This window comes from Halobaculum sp. XH14, from assembly GCF_032116555.1.
Lineage (GTDB): Archaea > Halobacteriota > Halobacteria > Halobacteriales > Haloferacaceae > Halorarum > Halorarum halobium.
The window spans coordinates 1674244-1693192 of sequence record NZ_CP134949.1 but is presented as its reverse complement, the minus strand read 5'-3'; the positions used below and the strand labels follow the sequence as shown (position 1 = coordinate 1693192).

19 protein-coding genes are annotated in these 18949 nt (G+C 68.9%); 14 read left to right on the top strand and 5 right to left on the bottom strand.

What is annotated here, in order from left to right; genetic code table 11:
• Window positions 1-85 precede the first annotated feature (85 nt).
• From RJT50_RS08660 to RJT50_RS08625, 8 genes are all read left to right on the top strand, one after another.
• Window positions 86-382, top strand: a complete 297-nt coding sequence (locus RJT50_RS08660) for a 50S ribosomal protein L21e (protein ID WP_313690799.1) — start codon at window positions 86-88, stop codon at window positions 380-382.
• 4 nt (window positions 383-386) lie between these two features.
• Entirely contained in the window at window positions 387-743 is a 357-nt protein-coding gene (locus RJT50_RS08655; RefSeq protein ID WP_313690798.1) for an RNA polymerase Rpb4 family protein, read from the top strand.
• A 54-nt stretch (window positions 744-797) separates the two neighbouring features.
• Complete coding sequence (locus tag RJT50_RS08650) at window positions 798-1457, top strand: DUF655 domain-containing protein (protein ID WP_313690797.1); 660 nt, start codon at window positions 798-800, stop codon at window positions 1455-1457.
• A gap of 76 nt (window positions 1458-1533) precedes the next feature.
• Complete coding sequence (locus RJT50_RS08645; RefSeq protein WP_313690796.1) at window positions 1534-2400, top strand: 16S ribosomal RNA methyltransferase A; 867 nt, start codon at window positions 1534-1536, stop codon at window positions 2398-2400.
• On the top strand, window positions 2397-3707 hold the full coding sequence (locus tag RJT50_RS08640; RefSeq protein ID WP_313690795.1) for a mechanosensitive ion channel family protein: 1311 nt from the start codon (window positions 2397-2399) through the stop codon (window positions 3705-3707). Before RJT50_RS08645 ends, RJT50_RS08640 begins: the two co-directional genes overlap by 4 nt.
• Complete coding sequence (locus RJT50_RS08635) at window positions 3697-4308, top strand: HemK2/MTQ2 family protein methyltransferase (protein WP_313690794.1); 612 nt, start codon at window positions 3697-3699, stop codon at window positions 4306-4308. The genes RJT50_RS08640 and RJT50_RS08635 overlap by 11 nt, the downstream gene beginning before the upstream one ends.
• A gap of 59 nt (window positions 4309-4367) precedes the next feature.
• Window positions 4368-5390 carry a 5-methyltetrahydropteroyltriglutamate--homocysteine methyltransferase gene (locus RJT50_RS08630; RefSeq protein ID WP_313690793.1) on the top strand — a complete coding sequence of 341 codons (1023 nt, stop codon included), beginning with the start codon at window positions 4368-4370 and terminating at the stop codon, window positions 5388-5390.
• Window positions 5387-6472, top strand: coding sequence for a methionine synthase (locus RJT50_RS08625; RefSeq protein ID WP_313690792.1), 1086 nt, complete (start codon window positions 5387-5389; stop codon window positions 6470-6472). The genes RJT50_RS08630 and RJT50_RS08625 overlap by 4 nt, the downstream gene beginning before the upstream one ends.
• A gap of 33 nt (window positions 6473-6505) precedes the next feature.
• Here RJT50_RS08625 and RJT50_RS08620 read toward each other — a convergent pair whose 3' ends face one another.
• A complete protein-coding gene (locus RJT50_RS08620) occupies window positions 6506-8182 on the bottom strand; it encodes an acetate--CoA ligase (RefSeq protein WP_313690791.1) in 1677 nt (558 codons plus the stop codon).
• Window positions 8183-8281: 99 nt separating this feature from the next.
• On the opposite strand from RJT50_RS08620, the gene RJT50_RS08615 reads away from it, so the two are divergent.
• From RJT50_RS08615 to RJT50_RS08600, 4 genes are all read left to right on the top strand, one after another.
• Window positions 8282-9313 (top strand): ribose 1,5-bisphosphate isomerase, encoded by a 1032-nt coding sequence (locus tag RJT50_RS08615; protein ID WP_425499670.1) that lies wholly within the window; start codon window positions 8282-8284, stop codon window positions 9311-9313.
• Window positions 9314-10186, top strand: a complete 873-nt coding sequence (locus RJT50_RS08610; protein WP_313690790.1) for an ATP-dependent ribose-1-phosphate kinase — start codon at window positions 9314-9316, stop codon at window positions 10184-10186. It begins immediately after the preceding gene.
• 110 nt (window positions 10187-10296) lie between these two features.
• Window positions 10297-11841, top strand: a complete 1545-nt coding sequence (locus tag RJT50_RS08605) for an acyl-CoA carboxylase subunit beta (protein WP_313690789.1) — start codon at window positions 10297-10299, stop codon at window positions 11839-11841.
• Complete coding sequence (locus tag RJT50_RS08600) at window positions 11841-12098, top strand: DUF8022 family protein (RefSeq protein ID WP_313690788.1); 258 nt, start codon at window positions 11841-11843, stop codon at window positions 12096-12098. Before RJT50_RS08605 ends, RJT50_RS08600 begins: the two co-directional genes overlap by 1 nt.
• Here the strand turns inward: RJT50_RS08600 and RJT50_RS08595 are convergent.
• Window positions 12095-13492 carry a cytochrome P450 gene (locus tag RJT50_RS08595; RefSeq protein ID WP_313690787.1) on the bottom strand — a complete coding sequence of 466 codons (1398 nt, stop codon included), beginning with the start codon at window positions 13490-13492 and terminating at the stop codon, window positions 12095-12097. The genes RJT50_RS08600 and RJT50_RS08595 overlap by 4 nt on opposite strands.
• 81 nt (window positions 13493-13573) lie before the next feature.
• On the opposite strand from RJT50_RS08595, the gene RJT50_RS08590 reads away from it, so the two are divergent.
• Window positions 13574-14236, top strand: coding sequence for a helix-turn-helix domain-containing protein (locus tag RJT50_RS08590; RefSeq protein ID WP_313690786.1), 663 nt, complete (start codon window positions 13574-13576; stop codon window positions 14234-14236).
• Window positions 14237-14381: 145 nt separating this feature from the next.
• Window positions 14382-16211: an acetyl-CoA carboxylase biotin carboxylase subunit gene (locus tag RJT50_RS08585; protein ID WP_313690785.1), complete on the top strand. Its 1830-nt coding sequence runs from the start codon at window positions 14382-14384 to the stop codon at window positions 16209-16211.
• Window positions 16212-16494: 283 nt separating this feature from the next.
• On the opposite strand, the gene RJT50_RS08580 is transcribed toward RJT50_RS08585, so the two are convergent.
• The 3 genes from RJT50_RS08580 to RJT50_RS08570 form a co-directional block, all read right to left on the bottom strand.
• Complete coding sequence (locus RJT50_RS08580) at window positions 16495-17259, bottom strand: SDR family oxidoreductase (RefSeq protein WP_313690784.1); 765 nt, start codon at window positions 17257-17259, stop codon at window positions 16495-16497.
• Between the two features lie 143 nt (window positions 17260-17402).
• Window positions 17403-18569 (bottom strand): DUF63 family protein, encoded by a 1167-nt coding sequence (locus RJT50_RS08575; RefSeq protein ID WP_313690783.1) that lies wholly within the window; start codon window positions 18567-18569, stop codon window positions 17403-17405.
• Window positions 18570-18711: 142 nt separating this feature from the next.
• A complete protein-coding gene (locus RJT50_RS08570) occupies window positions 18712-18909 on the bottom strand; it encodes a 30S ribosomal protein S17e (RefSeq protein WP_313690782.1) in 198 nt (65 codons plus the stop codon).
• Between the last annotated feature and the right edge of the window lie 40 nt (window positions 18910-18949).

Below are 18949 nucleotides of genomic sequence, written 5' to 3'. Positions count from 1 at the left end.
CGTGTCGGGGCCGTGCGGAGGGTTCACACCTGCGGAACAGAACGCACCATTTATAAGCGAACCGGCGAAAACACCTCGTAGGATTATGCCGAGCTCCAACGGACCTCTTCACGGCACGCGTGGCAAGCTCTCGAACGACCCCCGGGACCGGGGAACGTCGCCACCCCAGCGAGCGATCGCGGACTTCGACGAGGGCCAGACCGTCCACCTCGCGCTCGACCCGTCGGTGCCCGACGGCAGGTTCCACCCGCGCTTCAACGGCCGCACCGGAACCGTCGTGGGCGAACAGGGCAGCGCGTACAAGGTCGAGATCACCGACGGCAGCGTCGTCAAGACGCTGATCGCCAAGCCCGCACACCTCCGCGCCCAGCAGAACGACTGAGCACATGACGATATTCAAAGAAAAGCTCGACGAGGAGTACCTCACCGTCTCCGAGGCGAAAGAGCTGCTCGCGGACGTCGAGGCCGAGCGCGCGACCGAGGAGGACCGCGAACTCCGCTACGAGCTTGCGCGGGCCATCGAGCACGTCAACCGGTTCGCCGTCCTCGACGCCGAGGAGTCGCTCGAACTCGTCGAGGACCTGCAGGAGCTGGAGAAGGTGAACGAGGCGACCGCTTACAAGATCGCCGACCTGCTGCCGCGCGACCGCACGGAGCTGCGGGCCGTGTACGCCCAGGAGCGGTACGCTCTTTCGGGCGAGGAACTCGACGAGATCCTCAACGTCGTCGCCCGGTACGCCTGAGGGCGAGCCGTTCCGCGACCACCTTTTAAGGACCTGCCCGGTGTACCGGTGTGTATGACCGACGAGGAGTCGTCACCAGGGGATCCCTCGGCCGACGCGGACGAGTCCGACGTGCCGGCGTCCGAGGCGGAGTCGCCCGCCGACCCGGCCGAACAGACCGGGGAGGCGGTCGTGCTCGATCACCTGCCGAACGGGGACCCCGACGACAACCGACCACCCCACCAGAAGCCCGCGCTCGCGTACGCGCTCGGCGAGCGTGACTTCCGCCTGTTCGAGTTCCGGCTCGCCGACGAGGCGGACGTGTCGATCGGCGACAGGCTCGCGGTCCACCCGGAACCCGACCCGGCAGTCGTGGACCGCATTCGGGAGGTGGAGTTCGACGATCTCACGCGGAACGCACAGGGCGAACTGGAGTACGCCGTCGAGGAGCTCATCGAGCGCAACGAGCGGCGGTTCGTCGACTTCTACAACGACGCCGGGCCGATCACCCTCCGGCTCCACCAGCTGAACCTCCTTCCCGGGATCGGCAAGAAGCTCAGGAACAACATCCTCGACGAGCGCAAGCGCGGTCCGTTCGAGTCGTTCGAGGAGCTTTCCGAGCGCGTCTCCGGGCTCCACCACCCGCGCGAGGTGCTCGTCGAGCGCATCATGGAGGAGCTGCGCGACGAGGACCTCAAGTACAAGACGTTCGTCGGCCGGAGCGAGGAGGACTGAACGCCGATCGGGAATCGGTGACCCGCTGCTGGTCGGATAGACGGATTTACACCCGCCGCCTCCGAACGCCGGGGCGATGACCGAGTTCGAGTCCGAGTCCACGTTTCGGGACCCGGACCGTCTCCGCCGGCGCGCGGGGGTCAGGGGGAACCCGGACCGGGACCAGCACTTCCTCGTCGACGACAGGGTTCTCGACAGGGTTCCGAGCCATCTCCCGGACGGAACTGACCGCTCGCACCTGCTCGAGATCGGCGGCGGAACGGGCGCGCTCACCGACAGGTTGCTCGCCGCCGGGGACCGGGTGACCGTCGTCGAGCGGGACCCCGACCTCGCCGCGTTCCTCCGCGAGGAGTTCGCCGAGGCCGTCGCCCAGGACCGACTGGCGGTTCTGGAGGGCGACGCGCTCTCGCTCGACCTCCCGGAGTTCTCCGCCTGCGTCTCCAACCTCCCGTACGGCGTCTCCTCCGAGATCACGTTCCGACTGCTCCCCGAGGGCCGCCCGCTCGTATTGATGTTCCAGCTCGAGTTCGCCGAGCGGATGGTCGCCGAGGCCGGCACCGCCGAGTACGGCAGGCTCTCCGTGAGTGCTCGACACTACGCCGACGTCGAACTCGTCGAGACCGTCCCGCGCGAGGCGTTCGACCCGCAACCCCGCGTGGAGAGCGCCGTCGTGCGATGCACCCCACGGGCGCCCGGCTACGAGGTCGCGGACGAGGCGTTCTTCCTCCGTTTCGTCAAGGCGCTGTTCACCCAGCGGCGGAAGACGGTTCGCAACGCCATCCGGAACACGGCCCACATCTCTGGACTCGAGGACCCCGACGCCGTCGTCGACGCGGTCGCGGAGGAGACGCTCTCGAGCCGACCGGGCGACCTCCCGCCCGAAACGTTCGCCGCGCTCGCGGGCACGGCGACCGAGGAAAGCGCCGTCGGTGATGGACAGTGACTGGTCAGAGCGGAAGCGGGGGGACGAACGGAACCGCGACGTCGACACCGTTCCCGTCCGGTAACGAGACGGCGGTGGACGTTCCGCCGCTCCCCCCGGAGCTGACCGACCCGATCCACGCGACGTTTCCGACCCTCCAGGCGCAACTGGCAGGGACGTTCATCGCGGCGCTCGTCCTGCTGTTCCTGGGTGAGCTCATCAGGTCCGCCGGCGGTTCCCTGAAGGAGCGGTTCAACGACACCGCCGTGGAGGCCGCACAGGCGGGAACGATGGCCGTCTTCACCGCGTTCGTCGGCGTGTTCTTCGTCGTCGTCTGGCGCGGGTCGACGGTCATCCAGTACGCGTTCGGCACGCTCCGCCTCCGGGAGGGAGACGTCGCCCGCGCGATGTTCACGGTCGTCATCCTGGCCGGGGCGTACACGTTCACACGGATCACCAAGCGGGCGGTCAAGCGCGCCGGGAAGCGCCGCGGTACGATCTCCCGACACCAGCGACAGATCGGCCACCACATCGCCCAGGTCAGCATCTACTCGGTCGCGCTGATGCTCGTGCTCGGGCTCTGGGGCGTCAACGTCGGCGGCCTCCTCGTCGGGGCAGGGTTCGCCGGCATCGTCCTCGGGCTCGCGGCGCGACAGACGCTGGGCGCGGTACTCGCCGGCTTCGTCGTGCTGTTCTCCCGTCCGTTCGAACTCGGCGACTGGGTCCGGATCGGCGACCAGGAGGGCGTCGTCACCGACATCAACATCGTCAACACGCAGCTCCGCACGTTCGACGACGAGTTCCTGATGGTCCCGAACGACACGGTGACCAGCGAGGAGATCCTCAACCGATCCAGGAAGGGTCGGCTCCGGATCAACGTCGACGTCGGCGTCGACTACGAAACGGACATCGAGACGGCGATCGACCTGGCCGAGGGCGCGATGGCCGAGCAGGACCTCGTACTCGACCAGCCGACCCCGCACGTCGTGCTCCCCGAGTTCGACGACTCGGCGGTCGTGTTGCGGCTCCGCTTCCACATCGACAACCCGAGCGCCCGGAAGATGTGGCGTGCGCGCACGAACGTCATCGCGGCCGTCAAGTCGGCGTTCGCCGAGGGCGGCGTCGTCATCCCGTTCCCGCAGCGCGAACTGTCGGCCCGCGGCGCGGACTCGCGGTTCGACGTGCCTGCGGCGCCGGGACGCGACGGTGCCTCGAACGGCGCCGACGCGGCCGAGACGAACGGGTCGCCCGAGGAGGGGGAACGGAGTGACGGGAGCGGTAAGGCGGTGAGCGACGACCAGGCGACGGGGAGCGACGATGCCGAGTGACGACGGGGGGTCCGAGCGGACGACGCGGGAGGAACTCGCCGCGCGTCGTGGGCTCGGCGACCCGGTGTACGCGCCCGCCGAGGACTCCGGGTTGCTCGCGACGGCGGCCGAACGGCGCGCCCACGGCGTCGCCCTGGAAGTCGGTACGGGTTCGGGGTGGGTCGCCGAGCGGACGGCGGCCCTGGAGGACGTCTCCCGCGTGATCGGCAGCGACGTGAACCCGCACGCCTGTCGACGGGCGCGCGAGCGCGGCCTCGAAGCCGTCCGGACGGACCTCCTCGACGCGTTCCGGGACGGCGCGTTCGACACGGTGCTGTTCAACCCGCCGTACCTCCCGACCGACCCGGACGCCGAGTGGGACGACTGGCAGGAGGCGGCGCTCTCGGGCGGCGAGTCGGGCCGGGAGCTCATCGAGCCGTTCCTCGACGACGTCGCCCGCGTACTGGCACCGTCGGGAACCGTTCTCCTGCTGGTTTCCTCGCTCGCGGGCTTTGCCGACGTCGTCGCGTACGCCGTCGAACGCGGGTTCGACGCCGAGACGGTCCTCGAGGAGTCGTTCCCGTACGAAACGTTGTCGGTGCTCGCGCTCGAGGAGAGATAACTATGGAGCATTAACCTCAGTAGGAAGTATTATGCGTCGGTATCGGGTATCGGTAGGTGATGACCGACGTAGTCTCGACCACGCCGGGGCTGTACCCGCTCCCCGACCGGTCGAAGGACGAACTCTCCGAGCTGAAGGGCCACCAGAAGGGCGATCTCGTCTCCGGCGGCGAGGGCGGCGAGATCGCGGCCGCCTACGACCGCGTTCGCGCCGAACTCGTCGACGACCAGCGGGACGCGGAGCTGGACCGGATCGTCGAGGGACAGGGCCGCTGGGACGACATGCTCGCGCACCCGCTGACCGTCCACGGGAACGTCGAGACGGGCGGCATCGTTCGCTACTACGACAACAACAACTTCTACCGTGATCTGCGGGTCGTCGGCGAACTGACCCCCTCGGGCGACGTCGCCGCCGAACTGGCCGCGGCCGCGGACCTGCTCGGCGACGAATCAGGCTCGCTGCTCCAGGCCGTGCTGCCGGGCCCGTACACGCTCGCCGACCTGGCGACCGACGAGCACTACGGGGACGACGCCGAGTTCCTCGCCGCCGTCGCGGAGTTCCTCGCCGGCGAGGTCGCCGAGTTCCCGGACCACGCGACCCTGTTCCTGCTGGAGCCCTCCTTCGTCACGAACGCGCCGGCGGACGGGGCGGACGAGCGGGCGAGCGAGGCGATTGATACGGTCGTGGCCGCCACGGACGCCGAGGTCGTCGTCCACACGTACTGGGAGGCGTTCGCGGAGAAGCCGTACGCGCACCTCATGGACGCCGACGTGGACGCGATCGGCTTCGACTTCGTCGCCGCAGACCGCGAGCGGAACCTCGAATGCATCAACGAACTCGGGACGAAATCCGACGTCGCGCTCGGCGTCGTCGACGGCCAGAACACGCTCGTCGAGGAGCCGGAAACGGTCGCGGAACGCGTCGAGTGGGTTCACGAGCAGGTACCCGGCCAGACGTTCGAGACGACGTACGTGAGCTACAACACGGAGCCGTTCTACCTGCCGACGAACAGGCATCTGGAGAAGCTCGGCGCGCTCGCCGAGGGCGCTCGCCTCGCCGCCGTCGAGGGGGTGGAGGCGTGAGCCGGAACCCGGAGAACCGCGAGGGGTTCCGACCCGAGGACCACCCGAACGAGCACTTCCTGCTCACGACGGTCGTCGGCTCGTATCCGAAGCCCAAGTGGCTGAACCGCGCGAGCGACCTCGCCGAGGACTCGGACTCTAAGTTCGACGCCGAGGACCTCACGGAGGCCCACGACGACGCCTGCCGCGTCATCACACACGAACACGAGCGGGCTGGCCTCGACACCGTCGTCGACGGCGAGATGCGCCGCGAGGAGATGGTCGAGTTCTTCGCCGAGCGCATCGAGGGCTACGAGTTCAACGGTCCCGTGAAGGTGTGGGGCCACAACTACTTCGACAAGCCCTCCGTGGTGGACGAGGTCGAGTACGACGAGCCGTGGCTCGTCGACGAGTTCGCGTTCACCGACGCGGTCGCCTCGCGCCCGGTGAAGGTCCCAATCACCGGCCCGTACACGCTGGCGAACTGGTCGTTCAACGAGGCGTACGACGACAACGAGGCGCTCGCGTACGATCTGGCGGACCTCGTCAACGAGGAGGTCGAGAAGCTCGTCGAGGCCGGCGCGCGCTACGTCCAGATTGACGAGCCGGCGCTGGCGACGACGCCCGACGACCACGCCATCGTCGGCGAGTGTCTCGACCGTATCGTGGCCGGCGTCCCCGAGGACGTCCGAATCGGGCTCCACGTCTGCTACGGCGACTACTCGCGCGTCTACCCCGAGATCAACGACTACCCGATCGACGAGTTCGACGTCGAACTCTGTAACGGCGACTACGAGCAGATCGACGTCTTCGCGGACGGCGCGTTCGCGCCCGACCTCGCGCTCGGCGTCGTCGACGCCCACGTCGCCGAGGTCGAGTCGGTCGAGGAGATCAAGGCGAACATCCGCGAGGGCCTGAAGGTCGTCCCGCCCGAGAAACTCACCGTCTCGCCCGACTGCGGGCTGAAACTGCTCCCCCGCGAGATCGCCTACGGCAAGATGGAGAACCTCGTGCGGGCGACCCGGGAGCTCGAAGCGGAACTCGACGCCGGCGAGATCGAGGTTCCGGCCGCCGACGGGACGACGGCACCGGCAGACGACTGACCCGACGGGTTTCGGCCCCATCCACAGCGCGAGTCAGTCGCCGCTCCCCTCCCGGTCGCGGAGCGCCCGGCGACGGATCTTTCCGGTCGTCGTCTGCGGGAGCCCCGCGAGGAACTCGATCTCGCGCGGGTACTCGTGTTTGGCGAGCCGGTCGCGGACGAGCGAACGGATCTCCTCCCGGAGTTCGTCGTCGGGGTCGACCCCCGCGGCCGGTTCCACGAACGCCTTGATCAGTTCCCCGCGGGTGTCGTCGGGGACGCCGATCACGCCCGCCTGTTCGACGTCGGCGTGGTTCAGGATCGCGCCCTCGACCTCGCCGGGACCGACCCGGTAGCCCGCGGTGATGATGACGTCGTCGTCGCGGGATTTGAACCACAGGTAGCCGTCCTCGTCGCGCGAACCGAGGTCGCCGGTGAGATGCCAGCCGTCGAGCGTCGCCGCGGCGGTCCGTTCCGGGGCGTTCCAGTACTCCGAGAACACGACCGGGTCGTCGGCCCGACGCACGGCGATCGCTCCCACCTCGCCGGGCGGTTTTCGTTCCCCGGTCTCCGTGTCGACGATGGCGACCTCGTGGCCGGGGACGGGTTTACCCATGCTCCCGGCACGCCCGGAAAACCAGTCCCGGCAGTTCGTCACGAGCAGGTTCGCCTCCGTCTGGCCGTACAGCTCGTTGACGACGAGGCCGTCCATTTCGTCGTCGGCCCACTCCAGGATTTCCGGCGTGAGCGGTTCGCCACCCGAACAGACGGTCTCCAGCGAGAGGTCAACCGACCCCGTCCCGTGGCTCATCAGCATCCGGATCGCGGTCGGCGGCAGGAACGCGTCGGTGACGTCGTATTCATCCATGAGTTCGACCGCCGTTTCGGGGTCGAACGGGCCCATCGGGTGGCCGACGACCGGCTGCCCGTAGTGCCAGGCGGGGAACAGCAGGTCGCCGAGCGCGCCGATCCAGGCCCAGTCGGCCGGCGTCCAGTACGTCCCCTCGACGTCGCGTTCGACGTACATGAAGAACGCCGGACAGTGGCCGACCCAGACGTCGTGAGTGTGGAGGACGCCCTTCGGCGGGCCGGTCGAGCCGCTCGTGTAGAGCACGACCGCGGGCGTGTCGGGCCCGGTCTCGACCCTGTCGAACCCGGCGGGTTCCCCCAGGAGCGTGGCGAAGCGCTCGTCCGGGCCGTCGTCGCCGTCTTCAGCGTTCCACGCCGGGGCGTCCTCACTCGCCTCACCGCGCCACCGGACCTCGACGTGACGGTCGAGCCCCCGGCAGTTCCCCACGGCGGTCGACACCGCGTCGCGCACCTCCTCGTCGGCCACCACCGCGACCGCGCCGGCGTCCCCGAGCCTCGATTCGAGCCCGTCCGGGCCGAACAGCACCGAGAGCGGAATCGAGACCGCGCCGAGTTTCCAGCAGGCGAGGTGCGTGAGCGGGTTGGCGGGCACCTGCGGGAGCACGACGCCGACCCGGTCCCCGCGCCCCACGCCCCGGTTCGCCAGCCCGCGGGCGACCCGGTCGGACAGGTCGTCGAGTTCGCGGAACGAGTACGTCCGCTCGCGGCCGTCGGGGTACGACTGGTGGAGTGCGGGTCGGTGGACGTCCTCGTGTTTTCGGAGGAGGTCGTGTGCGAGGTTGTACTCGGCCGGGACGGTCCACTCGAACTCCTCGCGGGCGGTCTCGTAGTCCTGGTAGTCGAGTTCGACGTGCCACGTCATGGCGTCCCGTAGCCGGGACGTGACAATGAAACCACCCTCCGTTCGGATCCGCGCCCGTCACCCGGACACTCTTTATCCGGCGTCGCCTACGCCGAGGTCATGCCCGGAGATGCCGACCTCCACGAGTCCGTCGAGGAGACGGCGGAGGACATCGCCACGATGGAGACGCGCGGCGCGGCGACGATCGCGGCCGCGGCCGCGGACGCGCTCGCGGCCCAGGCCCGCGCCGTCGACGCCGACGATCCCGACGCGTTCCGCGCGACGATGCGCGCCGCGGGCAGGCGCCTCTACGACACGCGCCCGACCGCGGTGTCGCTCCCCAACTCGCTCCGGTACGTCCTCGGGCGGATGGAGGGCGACACCGTCCACGATGTGAGGGCAGCAGTGACCACCGCGGCGGCCGACTTCGCCGAACGGCTCGACACGGCCCAGGACGAACTCGGCGAGATCGGCGCGAACCGCCTCCGCGACGGCGACACCATTTTGACCCACTGTCACTCGACGGACGCGCTCTCGTGTGTCCGAGCAGCCGTCGAACAGGGCAAGGAGCTCTCGGCCATCGTGAAGGAGACGCGCCCGCGCCGACAGGGCCACATCACCGCGTCGGAACTCCGCGAGATGGGCGTCCCCGTGACGCTCGTCGTCGACTCGGCGGCACGGCGGTACCTCGACGAGACCGACCACGTCGTCGTCGGGGCGGACGCCATCGCCGCCGACGGGAGCGTCATCAACAAGATCGGCACCTCGGGGCTGGCCGTCAACGCCCGTGAACGGGGCGTCCCCATCATGGTCGCCGCCCAGACGATCAAGCTCCACCCGGACACGCTCACCGGCCACACGGTCGAGATCGAGATGCGCGACGAGGCGGAGGTCATCTCGGCCGAGGAGCGCGCGGAGATCGGCGAGGTGACCGTAGAGAACCCGGCGTTCGACGTGACGCCGCCCAGATATCTCGACGCGATCGTCACCGAGAGCGGCCAGTTCCCGCCCGAGAGCGTCGTGACGCTGATGCGCGAACTGTTCGGCGAGTCCGCGACCCGGCCGTGGGAGGTGCAGGAATCGGCCGCGAGCGCGGACGACCGGGCCGGTCTGGCCGACGTCGAACCGGACGGGGGAGCGGAGCGCCCGTAGATGCAGGTGCTCTGTGCGGGTCACGTCAACTGGGACGTCACCCTCCGCGTCGACCGCCTCCCCGCGCCCGACGGCGAGGTGACCATCGAGCAGCACCACCAGGCCGGCGGCGGCAGCGCGGCGAACGTCGCCGTGAACCTCGAAGGGCTCGATCACGAGGCGTCGCTGTTCGGGTCGGTCGGGAGCGACGAGTCGGGCGTGCTCGCGGGCAGGGAACTGGCCGAGGCCGGCGTCGAGACGCACCTCGTCGAGTCGGCCGGCGAGACGGCGGTCAAGTACCTCGTCGTCGACGGCGGCGGCGAGGTGATGATGCTCTCGAACCAGGGGGCCAACGAGGCGTATCGCGCGTCGGACCTCCCGGACGGCGCGCTCGACGTCGACCTGCTCCACCTCACGAACCAGCCGCCCGCGGTCGCCGCCGAACTCGCACGGCGTGGCCGGACCGCGGGCGTCGAGGTCAGTTTCTCCCCCGGCCGACGGTTCGCGGATCGGGACTTCTCGGGGACGCTGCCGCTCGCGGACCTGCTCTTTCTCAACGAGCGCGAGGCGACCGCCCTCGTCAACGGTGCCGGGATGGACGCGGTTCGGGCGGACGCGGACCTCGTGATCACGCGGGGTGCCGACGGCGCGGACCTGCGGCGCGACGGCCGGACCGTCAGCCACGACGGCTACCACATCGACCCGCTCGACACGACCGGCGCGGGCGACGCCTTCGCGTCGGGCTTTCTCGCGGCGAGAGCCGAGGGCGAGACGGGCGAGGGCGCGCTCGCGGTGGCGAACGCCTGCGGCGCCATCGCGTCCGGATGCGTCGGCGCGCGGGCGGACGTCTCGTGGGCCGCCGTCGAGGCGTTCATCGACGAGCAGACCGCCTGAACGGCTCCGGTCGACGGTGGCCGGAGAAGCCGCCTGTTACGGAACCCTTTTCCTGTGGCTGGCCACACCTCACCGCAACGAATGTCCAGGAACGGTGGTCCGCGATGACGATGGAAGAACGCATCGAGGAACTCCGCGAGAAACGTGCGGAGGCGCTGCTCGGCGGCGGCGAGGACCGAATCGAGAGCCAGCACGAGAAGGGGAAGATGACCGCACGCGAGCGGATCGACTACTTCCTCGACGACGACACGTTCCACGAGTTCGACCAGTTCCGGACCCACGACACGCACACGTTCGGGATGGAGGAAAAGCGGATCTACGGCGACGGCGTCGTCACCGGCTACGGCGAGGTGAACGGCCGGAAGACGTTCGTGTTCGCCCACGACTTCACCGTCTTCGGCGGGTCGCTCGGCGAGGTGTTCGCCGAGAAGGTCTGCAAGGTGATGGACAAGGCGATGGACGTCGGCGCGCCCGTCGTCGGCCTCAACGACTCCGCGGGCGCGCGGATCCAGGAGGGCGTCGGCTCGCTCGCGGGCTACGCGGAGATCTTTCGCCGGAACACCGAGGCGTCGGGCGTCATCCCCCAACTGTCGGCCATCATGGGGCCCTGCGCCGGCGGCGCGGTGTACTCGCCCGCGATCACGGACTTCGTCTTCATGGTGAAAGACACCAGCCACATGTTCATCACCGGCCCGGAGGTCATCAAGACCGTCACGGGCGAGGAGGTCACCTTCGAGGAACTGGGCGGCGCGACGACCCACGGCTCGACCTCCGGGGTCGCCCACTTCGCCGAGGAGAGCGAGGAGGACGCCCTGGACGACATGCGCCGCCTGCTCTCGTACCTGCCGCAGAACAACGTCGAGGACCCGCCCCGCGTCGACCCCTGGGACGACCCCGAGCGCGCCGACGACGAACTGAACGGCATCGTCCCCGACCAGCCGCGGAAGCCCTACGACATGACGAACGTGATCGACCGCGTCGTCGACGAGGGCTCATTCTTCGAGACGCACGCCGACTTCGCGAAGAACATCGTCACCGGGTTCGGCCGCCTCGACGGCCACAGCGTCGGCATCGTGGCGAACCAGCCCCGCGTGAACGCCGGCACGCTCGACATCGAAGCCAGCGAGAAGGGCGCGCGCTTCGTCCGCTTCTGTGACGCGTTCAACGTTCCCATCCTCACGTTCGTCGACGTCCCCGGCTTCATGCCCGGCACCGACCAGGAGCACGACGGCATCATCCGCCACGGCGCGAAGCTACTGTACGCGTACTCCGAGGCGACCGTCCCGCTCCTGACGGTCATCACACGGAAGGCGTACGGCGGCGCCTACGACGTGATGGCTTCCAAGCACATCGGCGGCGACGTGAACTACGCGTGGCCCTCGGCCGAAATCGCCGTGATGGGGCCCCAGGGCGCGGTGAACATCCTCTACTCGGACGAACTCGACGAGGCCGATGACCCGGACGCGCGCCGGGACGACCTCATCGAGGAGTACCGCGAGGAGTTCGCCAACCCGTACACCGCCGCCGACAAGGGGTTCATCGACGATGTGCTCGAACCGCCCGAAACCCGGCCGCGGCTCGTCAGCGACCTTGAGATGCTCAAATCCAAGCGCGACTCGCTGCCGGACAAGAAACACGGCAACATCCCCATCTGATGGACGCCCGCGACCTCGCCATCCCGGAGTCGGCCGACGATCACGAGGCCGCCGCCATCGCGGCCGCGGTCAGCGCGCACCTCCGCGACCGTGAAGCCGCCGCAGCCGTGGAGTCGGCCGACGGAGCGGAGACCTGGGACGGCAAACGGTGGGCGTTCGCGGGCCGAACCGAGTCGCTCCAGGGCCGCACGGAGCGCGTGCCGGACGGCGCTCCGACCGACGCCTGGGCGGCGACGGGGCGGTCCGACCGGTTCTAACGCCGGGTCACCCTGACTTCGAGCGGATCGCTCGGCTGGAGCGTCGCCGCGGCGTCGAACGAGAGGTCCGGGTCGGAGACGAGTTCGAACCCGACGCGCCGGACGAACGTCGCCAGCAGTATCTTCAGTTCGAGCATCGCGAACCGCATCCCGATGCAGTGGCGCGGGCCGCCGCCGAACGGGAAGTAGGCGTACTCGGGTCGCTTCCCCTCCGACTCGGCCCACCGCGACGGGTCGAACGCCTCCGGGTTCTCCCAGAATCGGGGGTCGGTGTGGAGGCGGAACGCGGGGAGCGTCAGTTCCGTCCCGGCGGGGACGCGGTGGCCGTCGAAGGCGACGTCCTCGGTCGTCCGGCGGAAGAGGACGTACGCCGGCGGGTACAGCCGGAGCGTCTCCCGGATCACCCGTTCGGTGTACTCCAGCCGGGGAACGTCCGCGACCGTCGGGGGTGACTCGCCCAGCGCGTCGTCGACTTCGGTCTCGAGCCGCGCTGTGACGTCCGGGTGCTGTGTGAGCACGTAGACGGCGTAGGTGAGCGCCAGCGAGGACGTCTCGTGGCCGGCGAACAGGAACGTCATCAACTGGTCGCGGATCTCCCGATCCGACGGTCCCTCCGGTGCGTCACCGGCCGCAACCAGCGTGGAGAGCAGGTCCTCGTGTTCGCCCGGCCCTTCCTCGCGCCGTTCGTCGATGAGCCCGGAGACGAGGTCGTCGAACTCGGCGGTCGCGCGTTTGAACCGGCGGTTCCGCGGCGTCGGCAGCCAGTGGGGCAGGAACGAGGAGAGCGCGCCGGCGTCGGATCTGGCCTGGATGGCCCTCGCGGCCTCGCGGACGACGTCGTCCTCGTCGCCGAGGTCTGCCCCGACGAGCGTGCGCGAGAGGATCCGGAGCGTGAGTTCCGAGAACGTCGACCGAGGTTCCAGTACGGTCCCGTCGTCCCACGAATCGACGGTCCTTACGGCCTCCTCGACCATCGTTTCGCCGAACGACTCGACGCGGTTCCGGTAGAACATCGGCTGGAGCGTCTCCCGCTGGTGCCGCCACTGCTCGCCCTCCGAGAGGAGGAGCCCCCGTTCCAGGAGTTCGATCCCGGACTGACGCTGGACGTCGCCCTTCCGGAACCGGTCCGGTTCGCCGACCAGAACCCGTTCGACGTGGTCCGGGTGGAGCAGCGTCACGAAGTCGTAGCCGGCGACGCGGTAGGAGACCACGTCGCCGTGGTCGGCGAGCGTGTCGTAGAACGCCCACACGTCCCCGAGGAACTGGAACGTGTTGCCGACGACCGGGAGCCCGTCCGGCCCGGGTGGTGGAGGGAGTTCGCCGAGGTCCGCCGTGGCGGCGGCGTCGTCGCGACCGGAGTCGTCCCCGCCCGTGGTCGCATCTGACTGGGCCATACTCGGACGTCGGCGGGCCGCCCCCGTCGTCGTTCTCACGAAGCCACTAGCTTCTTTAAATAGCATCCGAAACTGTTGCACGTGCGCTCGCTCGAGGTCACCTTCGACCAGCCCGAGTGGATGCGGCATCCGATGCAGCAGTTCCTCGCGTCCACCGACGACGTCCGGCGCGAGGAGCTGGTCGCCTGGCAGCTCCACGACACGGAGCGCCTCGAGTACGCGCTGTTTTTCGTCCACGGCGACGTCGACGCCTATCGGGACGCGATCGACGAGGTCGAGTCGATCCGCGACTGGGAACTCGCCGTCGTCGACCGGGGCCGGTTCTACGCCTACGTGGAACAGCGGACGCGGGAAGCCGATCGTGCGTGGCGGCAGGCGTTCGCCGAACGGAACCTCGTCGTCACCCACCCCATCGTGTACGACGAGCGGGCGCGGATGCGGATGACCATCGTGGGGCGAGCCGACGACCTCCGGGCGATGCTTGAGGAGACGCCCGAGTCGATCCGGAAGACCGTCCACCACGTCGGCAGCCTGGACCGCCGCCTCGGCGGGGTCGGGACGGATCTGACGGGTCGCCAGCGGGAGGCACTCAGGACGGCGATGGCCGCGGGCTACTACGAGGTCCCCCGCGAGGGCTCGCTTGCTGAGGTCGCTGCGGCCCTCGACGTCTCGGAGGCGACGGCGAGCGCGCACCTCCGGAAGGCCGAACGAACGCTGGTGGGGCGGGCGCTCGGCGACGGCTGACCGGGACGGCTTCATATCGCGGTCCCGGCAAGCCCCTTCCCATCCCGAATCCGGTCATGCTCGCTCGGCGCTTCGCCACTCACCGCGCTGGACCGGATTCGAACCGACGGTTTGAGTAGGCGTACCCGGGAATGGTCCCTCAAGAATGTTCGAGAAGGTGCTCGTCGCGAACCGCGGCGAAATCGCAGTGCGCGTGATGCGAGCCTGCGAGGAGCTTGGTATCGACACCGTGGGCGTCTACTCCGAGGCCGACAAGCACTCCGGACACGTCCGGCACGCCGACGAGGCGTACAACGTCGGTCCCGCCCGCGCGGCCGACTCCTACCTCGACCAGGAGGCCGTCATCGACGCCGCCGAGCAGGCCGGCGCGGACGCGATCCACCCCGGCTACGGCTTCCTCGCGGAGAACGCCGACTTCGCCGCGCGCGTCGAGGGAACCGACGGCATCACGTGGGTCGGCCCGGCCAGCGACTCGATGGAGACGCTCGGCGAGAAGACGAAGGCGCGAACGGTGATGGAGGAGGCCGGCGTCCCCATCGTCCCCGGCACGACCGACCCGGCCGAATCGGCCGACGAGGTCCGCGAGTTCGGCGACGAACACGGCTACCCGGTCGCCATCAAGGCGGAAGGAGGCGGCGGCGGCCGCGGGATGAAGGTCGTCGAGTCGGCCGACGAGGCGGACGAGCAGTTCGAGTCAGCCAAGCGTGAGGGCGAGGCGTACTTCTCGAACGACTCCGTCTACCTGGAGCGGTACCTGGAGAACCCGCGCCACATCGAGGTCCAGATCATCGCCGACCACCACGGCAACGTGCGGCACCTCGGCGAGCGCGACTGCTCGCTCCAGCGCCGCCACCAGAAGGTAATCGAGGAGGGGCCCTCCCCGGCGCTCACCGACGACCTGCGCGAACGCATCGGCGAGGCCGCCCGGCAGGGCGTCGCCGCCGCCGACTACACGAACGCCGGCACCGTCGAGTTCCTCGTCGAGGAGGATCCCGAGCGCGACGGGGAACTGCTCGGCGGCGACACGAACTTCTACTTCCTCGAGGTCAACACCCGCATCCAGGTCGAACACACCGTCACCGAGGAGCTGACGGGCATCGACATCGTGAAGCGTCAGCTCCGGGTCGCCGCCGGCGAGCAACTCGACTTCTCACAGGAGGATGTCGAACTGGAGGGCCACGCGATGGAGTTCCGCATCAACGCGGAGAACGCCGCACGGGAGTTCGCGCCCGCGAACTCGGGCAGCCTGGAGACGTACGACCCGCCGGGCGGAATCGGCGTCCGGATGGACGACGCCCTCCGCCAGGGCGACGAGGTCGTGACGGACTACGACTCGATGATCGCGAAGCTCGTCGTCTGGGGCGAGGACCGCGCCGAGTGTGTCGACCGCTCGAAACGGGCGCTCGCCGAGTACGACGTCGAGGGCGTGGTCACGATCGTCCCGTTCCACCGCCTGATGCTGGAGGACGAGCGCTTCCTGGCGGGCGAGCACACGACGAAGTACCTCGACGACGAACTCGACCGCGACCGCCTCGCCGAGGCCCAGGAGAAGTGGGGCACTGGCGACGCCGAGGCTGCCGACGACGAGGAGGTCACCGAGCGCGACTTCACCGTCGAGGTGAACGGGAAGCGCTTCGAGGTGAGCCTCGAGGAACGCGGCGCGCCCGCCATCCCGACCCCGTCGAGTGGCGGGTCGGGGCGGATGGAGCGCCCGGACGTGGCCGAGGAGTCCGAGGAGGAGTCGGTCACCATCGAGGGCGACGGCGAGACCGTCGCGGCCGAGATGCAGGGGACGATCCTCTCGGTCGACGTGGCGGAGGGCGACGAGGTCGCCGCGGGCGACGTCGTCTGCGTGCTCGAGGCGATGAAGATGGAGAACGACGTCGTCGCCGACCGCGGCGGCGTAGTGAGTCAGGTGCTCGTCGCGGAGGGCGACAGCGTCGACATGGGCGACCCCCTCATCGTGCTGGAGTAGGCGAAATCGGACGCGTCCGGCACTCTCCCGGTGGCGTACGACGGGGTACGCCGTTACCGTCCGCGATCGGTCAGATCGTCCCCGATGGTCACGTCGTCACCGTCGCGGGTCCGACCGTCGTCCGACAAACGCGCATGGAACGAGCCGCTGGCTCTGCTCCCGAACCGGACGTTCGGATTCGGCGAACGGAAGCGGGGTGAAATTGGTATCGGACTCCGAGTGCGGACTCCAGCGAACTGCGGCGGAAAGCCGGCCCGGACCGCCCCACGTCTTCGGCCGCTGGTTACCGGCTGAGATAGCCCCCTTCGACGCCGAGTGCCTCACCAGTGATGAACGATGCCTCGTCACTGCACAGCCAGACGACCGCCTGCGCCACCTCCGCGGGCGTTCCGAGACGGTTCATCGCGTGCAGTCCCTTCAGTTCCTCGAGCGTCTCGGGGTCGTTCACGACGTTCCCCTTTTCGAGGAGGGGAGTGTCGATGAACGCCGGACACACGCTGTTAATCCTGACACCGGCTTCCCCGTTTTCGAGGGCTGCAGACTTTGTGAGCCCGAGGACACCGTGCTTGGCCGCAGTGTACGCGGACGACTTTTCGAAGCCGACCTTCCCGAGCACCGAGGAATTGTTCACGATAGCGTCGCTCGTGTCCTGCTGTTTCATCCGAGCGAGCTCCGCCTTCATACAGTTGAACACCCCGAGAAGGTTCACGTCGATGATGTGCTCCCACTGCTCGGCGGGGTACTCGGAGACGGGAATCTGCTCGCTGCCGATTCCGGCGTTGTTGAACGCGCAGTCGAGCCGCCCGTACTCCGCGACGGCGACGTCGACCATCTCCTGTACAGCGGCGGGATCGGTCACGTCGGTCTCCACGAACGACGCCTCACCGCCGGCGTCCCCGATCGCCTCGACCGTATCCCTGCCGCCGCCGGAATCGACGTCGGCGACGACCACGTTCGCGCCGCGATCCGCGAACTCGAGCGCAGTCGTCCGGCCGATCCCGGATCCGGCACCCGTTACCACGACGACCGAGTCGGTAAACGAACTCATCGTCGGGAGACTACCCCGAGAACGATGAAAACACTACTGACGGAGGTAGGTTCAGTGACACGTCCCGGCCGGGCGTCCACGGTTCAGGCAAGCGGTTCCGCCCGGGAACTGGGTGGTGCCGACGGCGTGAAAGAACGGTCGACTCAGACCCCGAACGTCGCCCGCAGCAGGTCACGCGATCCTGGCCCCATCCCGACGGCCGTCACTGCGATCAGCAGCATGATCGCGTAGCGGGGTGACTCCTCGAACATCTCCTCCTCGAAGATGGCGAGGACGGCGACCGCGGCGACGAGTTTCACGATCAGGAACGGCCAGGCGTCGCCCAGCGTCGCGAGCACCACGTCGGGGAAGTTCGCCTGCGCGAAGTTCACGATGCCGGCGTTCACCGGGTGTTTCGGAATCAGGTTCCCGTTCACGCTGGGCGGCCGTGGGGCGAACCCGCCGCCGTAGACGAGCGCGGACATCCAGTTCAGGCCGATGACGTTCGCGGCCCCGTCGAGCGCGTGAGCGGCGATGACGACGACGCCGGCCGTTCCCGTGCCGTGGTGGACCCAGGGCGCGTACCGCTTCGTCCCGTACCAGGCCACCGCGGTCGAGACCGCCGTCAGTCCGAGCGCGACGAGCAGCACCTGCGGGTGGAACGTCGCGGGTCCGACGCCGCCGAGCCCGAGGACGAACAGCGCGCCGACCGTGAGGACGTTCAGGCCGATGCCGGTCCACAGGACCACCCGGTTGTGATCCGAGACGACGTCGCGCTGGACCAGCGCGACCGCGACCAGAATGGTGGCGAGCGTGATGAAGAAGACGGTGAAGTAGATGATCGGCGAGATGAGCAGCGTGTCCCAGGGGTACGGGAACAGCGTGTCGCCGAGCGCGTTGTCGGCGTCCTCGAGCACCCGGAGCGCGCCGCCGAAGAGGAAGAAGGGCACGAGCGCGTAGAAGAAGTCGATCCTGCTCCCCAGATCCAGTTCCCGGAGGAGCAACACGAGCCCCGAGAGTGCGACCAGCAACACGATGACGTAGCCGGCCTCGGAGACGAGCGTGTAGCCGGGGTACGCGACCGGCTCGGCCGCCGACCCGCAGGCCGACGCGCTCCCCAGATACACCGTTTCTCCCGCCTCCCGCACGGCACAGACGGCGTTGTTCGCGTCCGCCTGAACGGGCCCCCAGAAGTAGTGCCAGACGAAGCCGTCGTACACCGTCCGCGGGAACAGCAACGAACCGAGGACGAGCGCCAGGACACCGGCACCGACGGCGAGGAGATACGCGCCGAGCGTGGAGGTTCCGAGCCTGTCCGCGAGTCGTGACATAGCGGAGCGGGGGCCGCCTCATCGTTCAAGGTGTCGGTCCCGAGCGCGACGCGGTCGCGGGGCCGGACCGCCCTCCACCGTGGCCGGATCCGGTCGACGCCGTCGCTGACCGTCGACGGTACGAGCGAGAACGGTGACCCGATTACGCCGCCTTCGCGGCCGCGCCGGACTTCTTGCGCGTGATGTAGCCCGCGATGCGGTTCCGGACGCCCTTGGATTCGACGTTCGTCAGCGTCTCCACGCTCTCCTTGTTCGTCTCGAAGTCCTGGTTGAACGACTGGGGGTACTCCTCGAGCAGCACGTTCGCCAGCTGCTTGATGTACTTCGGTTTGATCGCCATGTGGAACGGTTCTCCTGACGAGAACTAAAAGCGTTCGAAA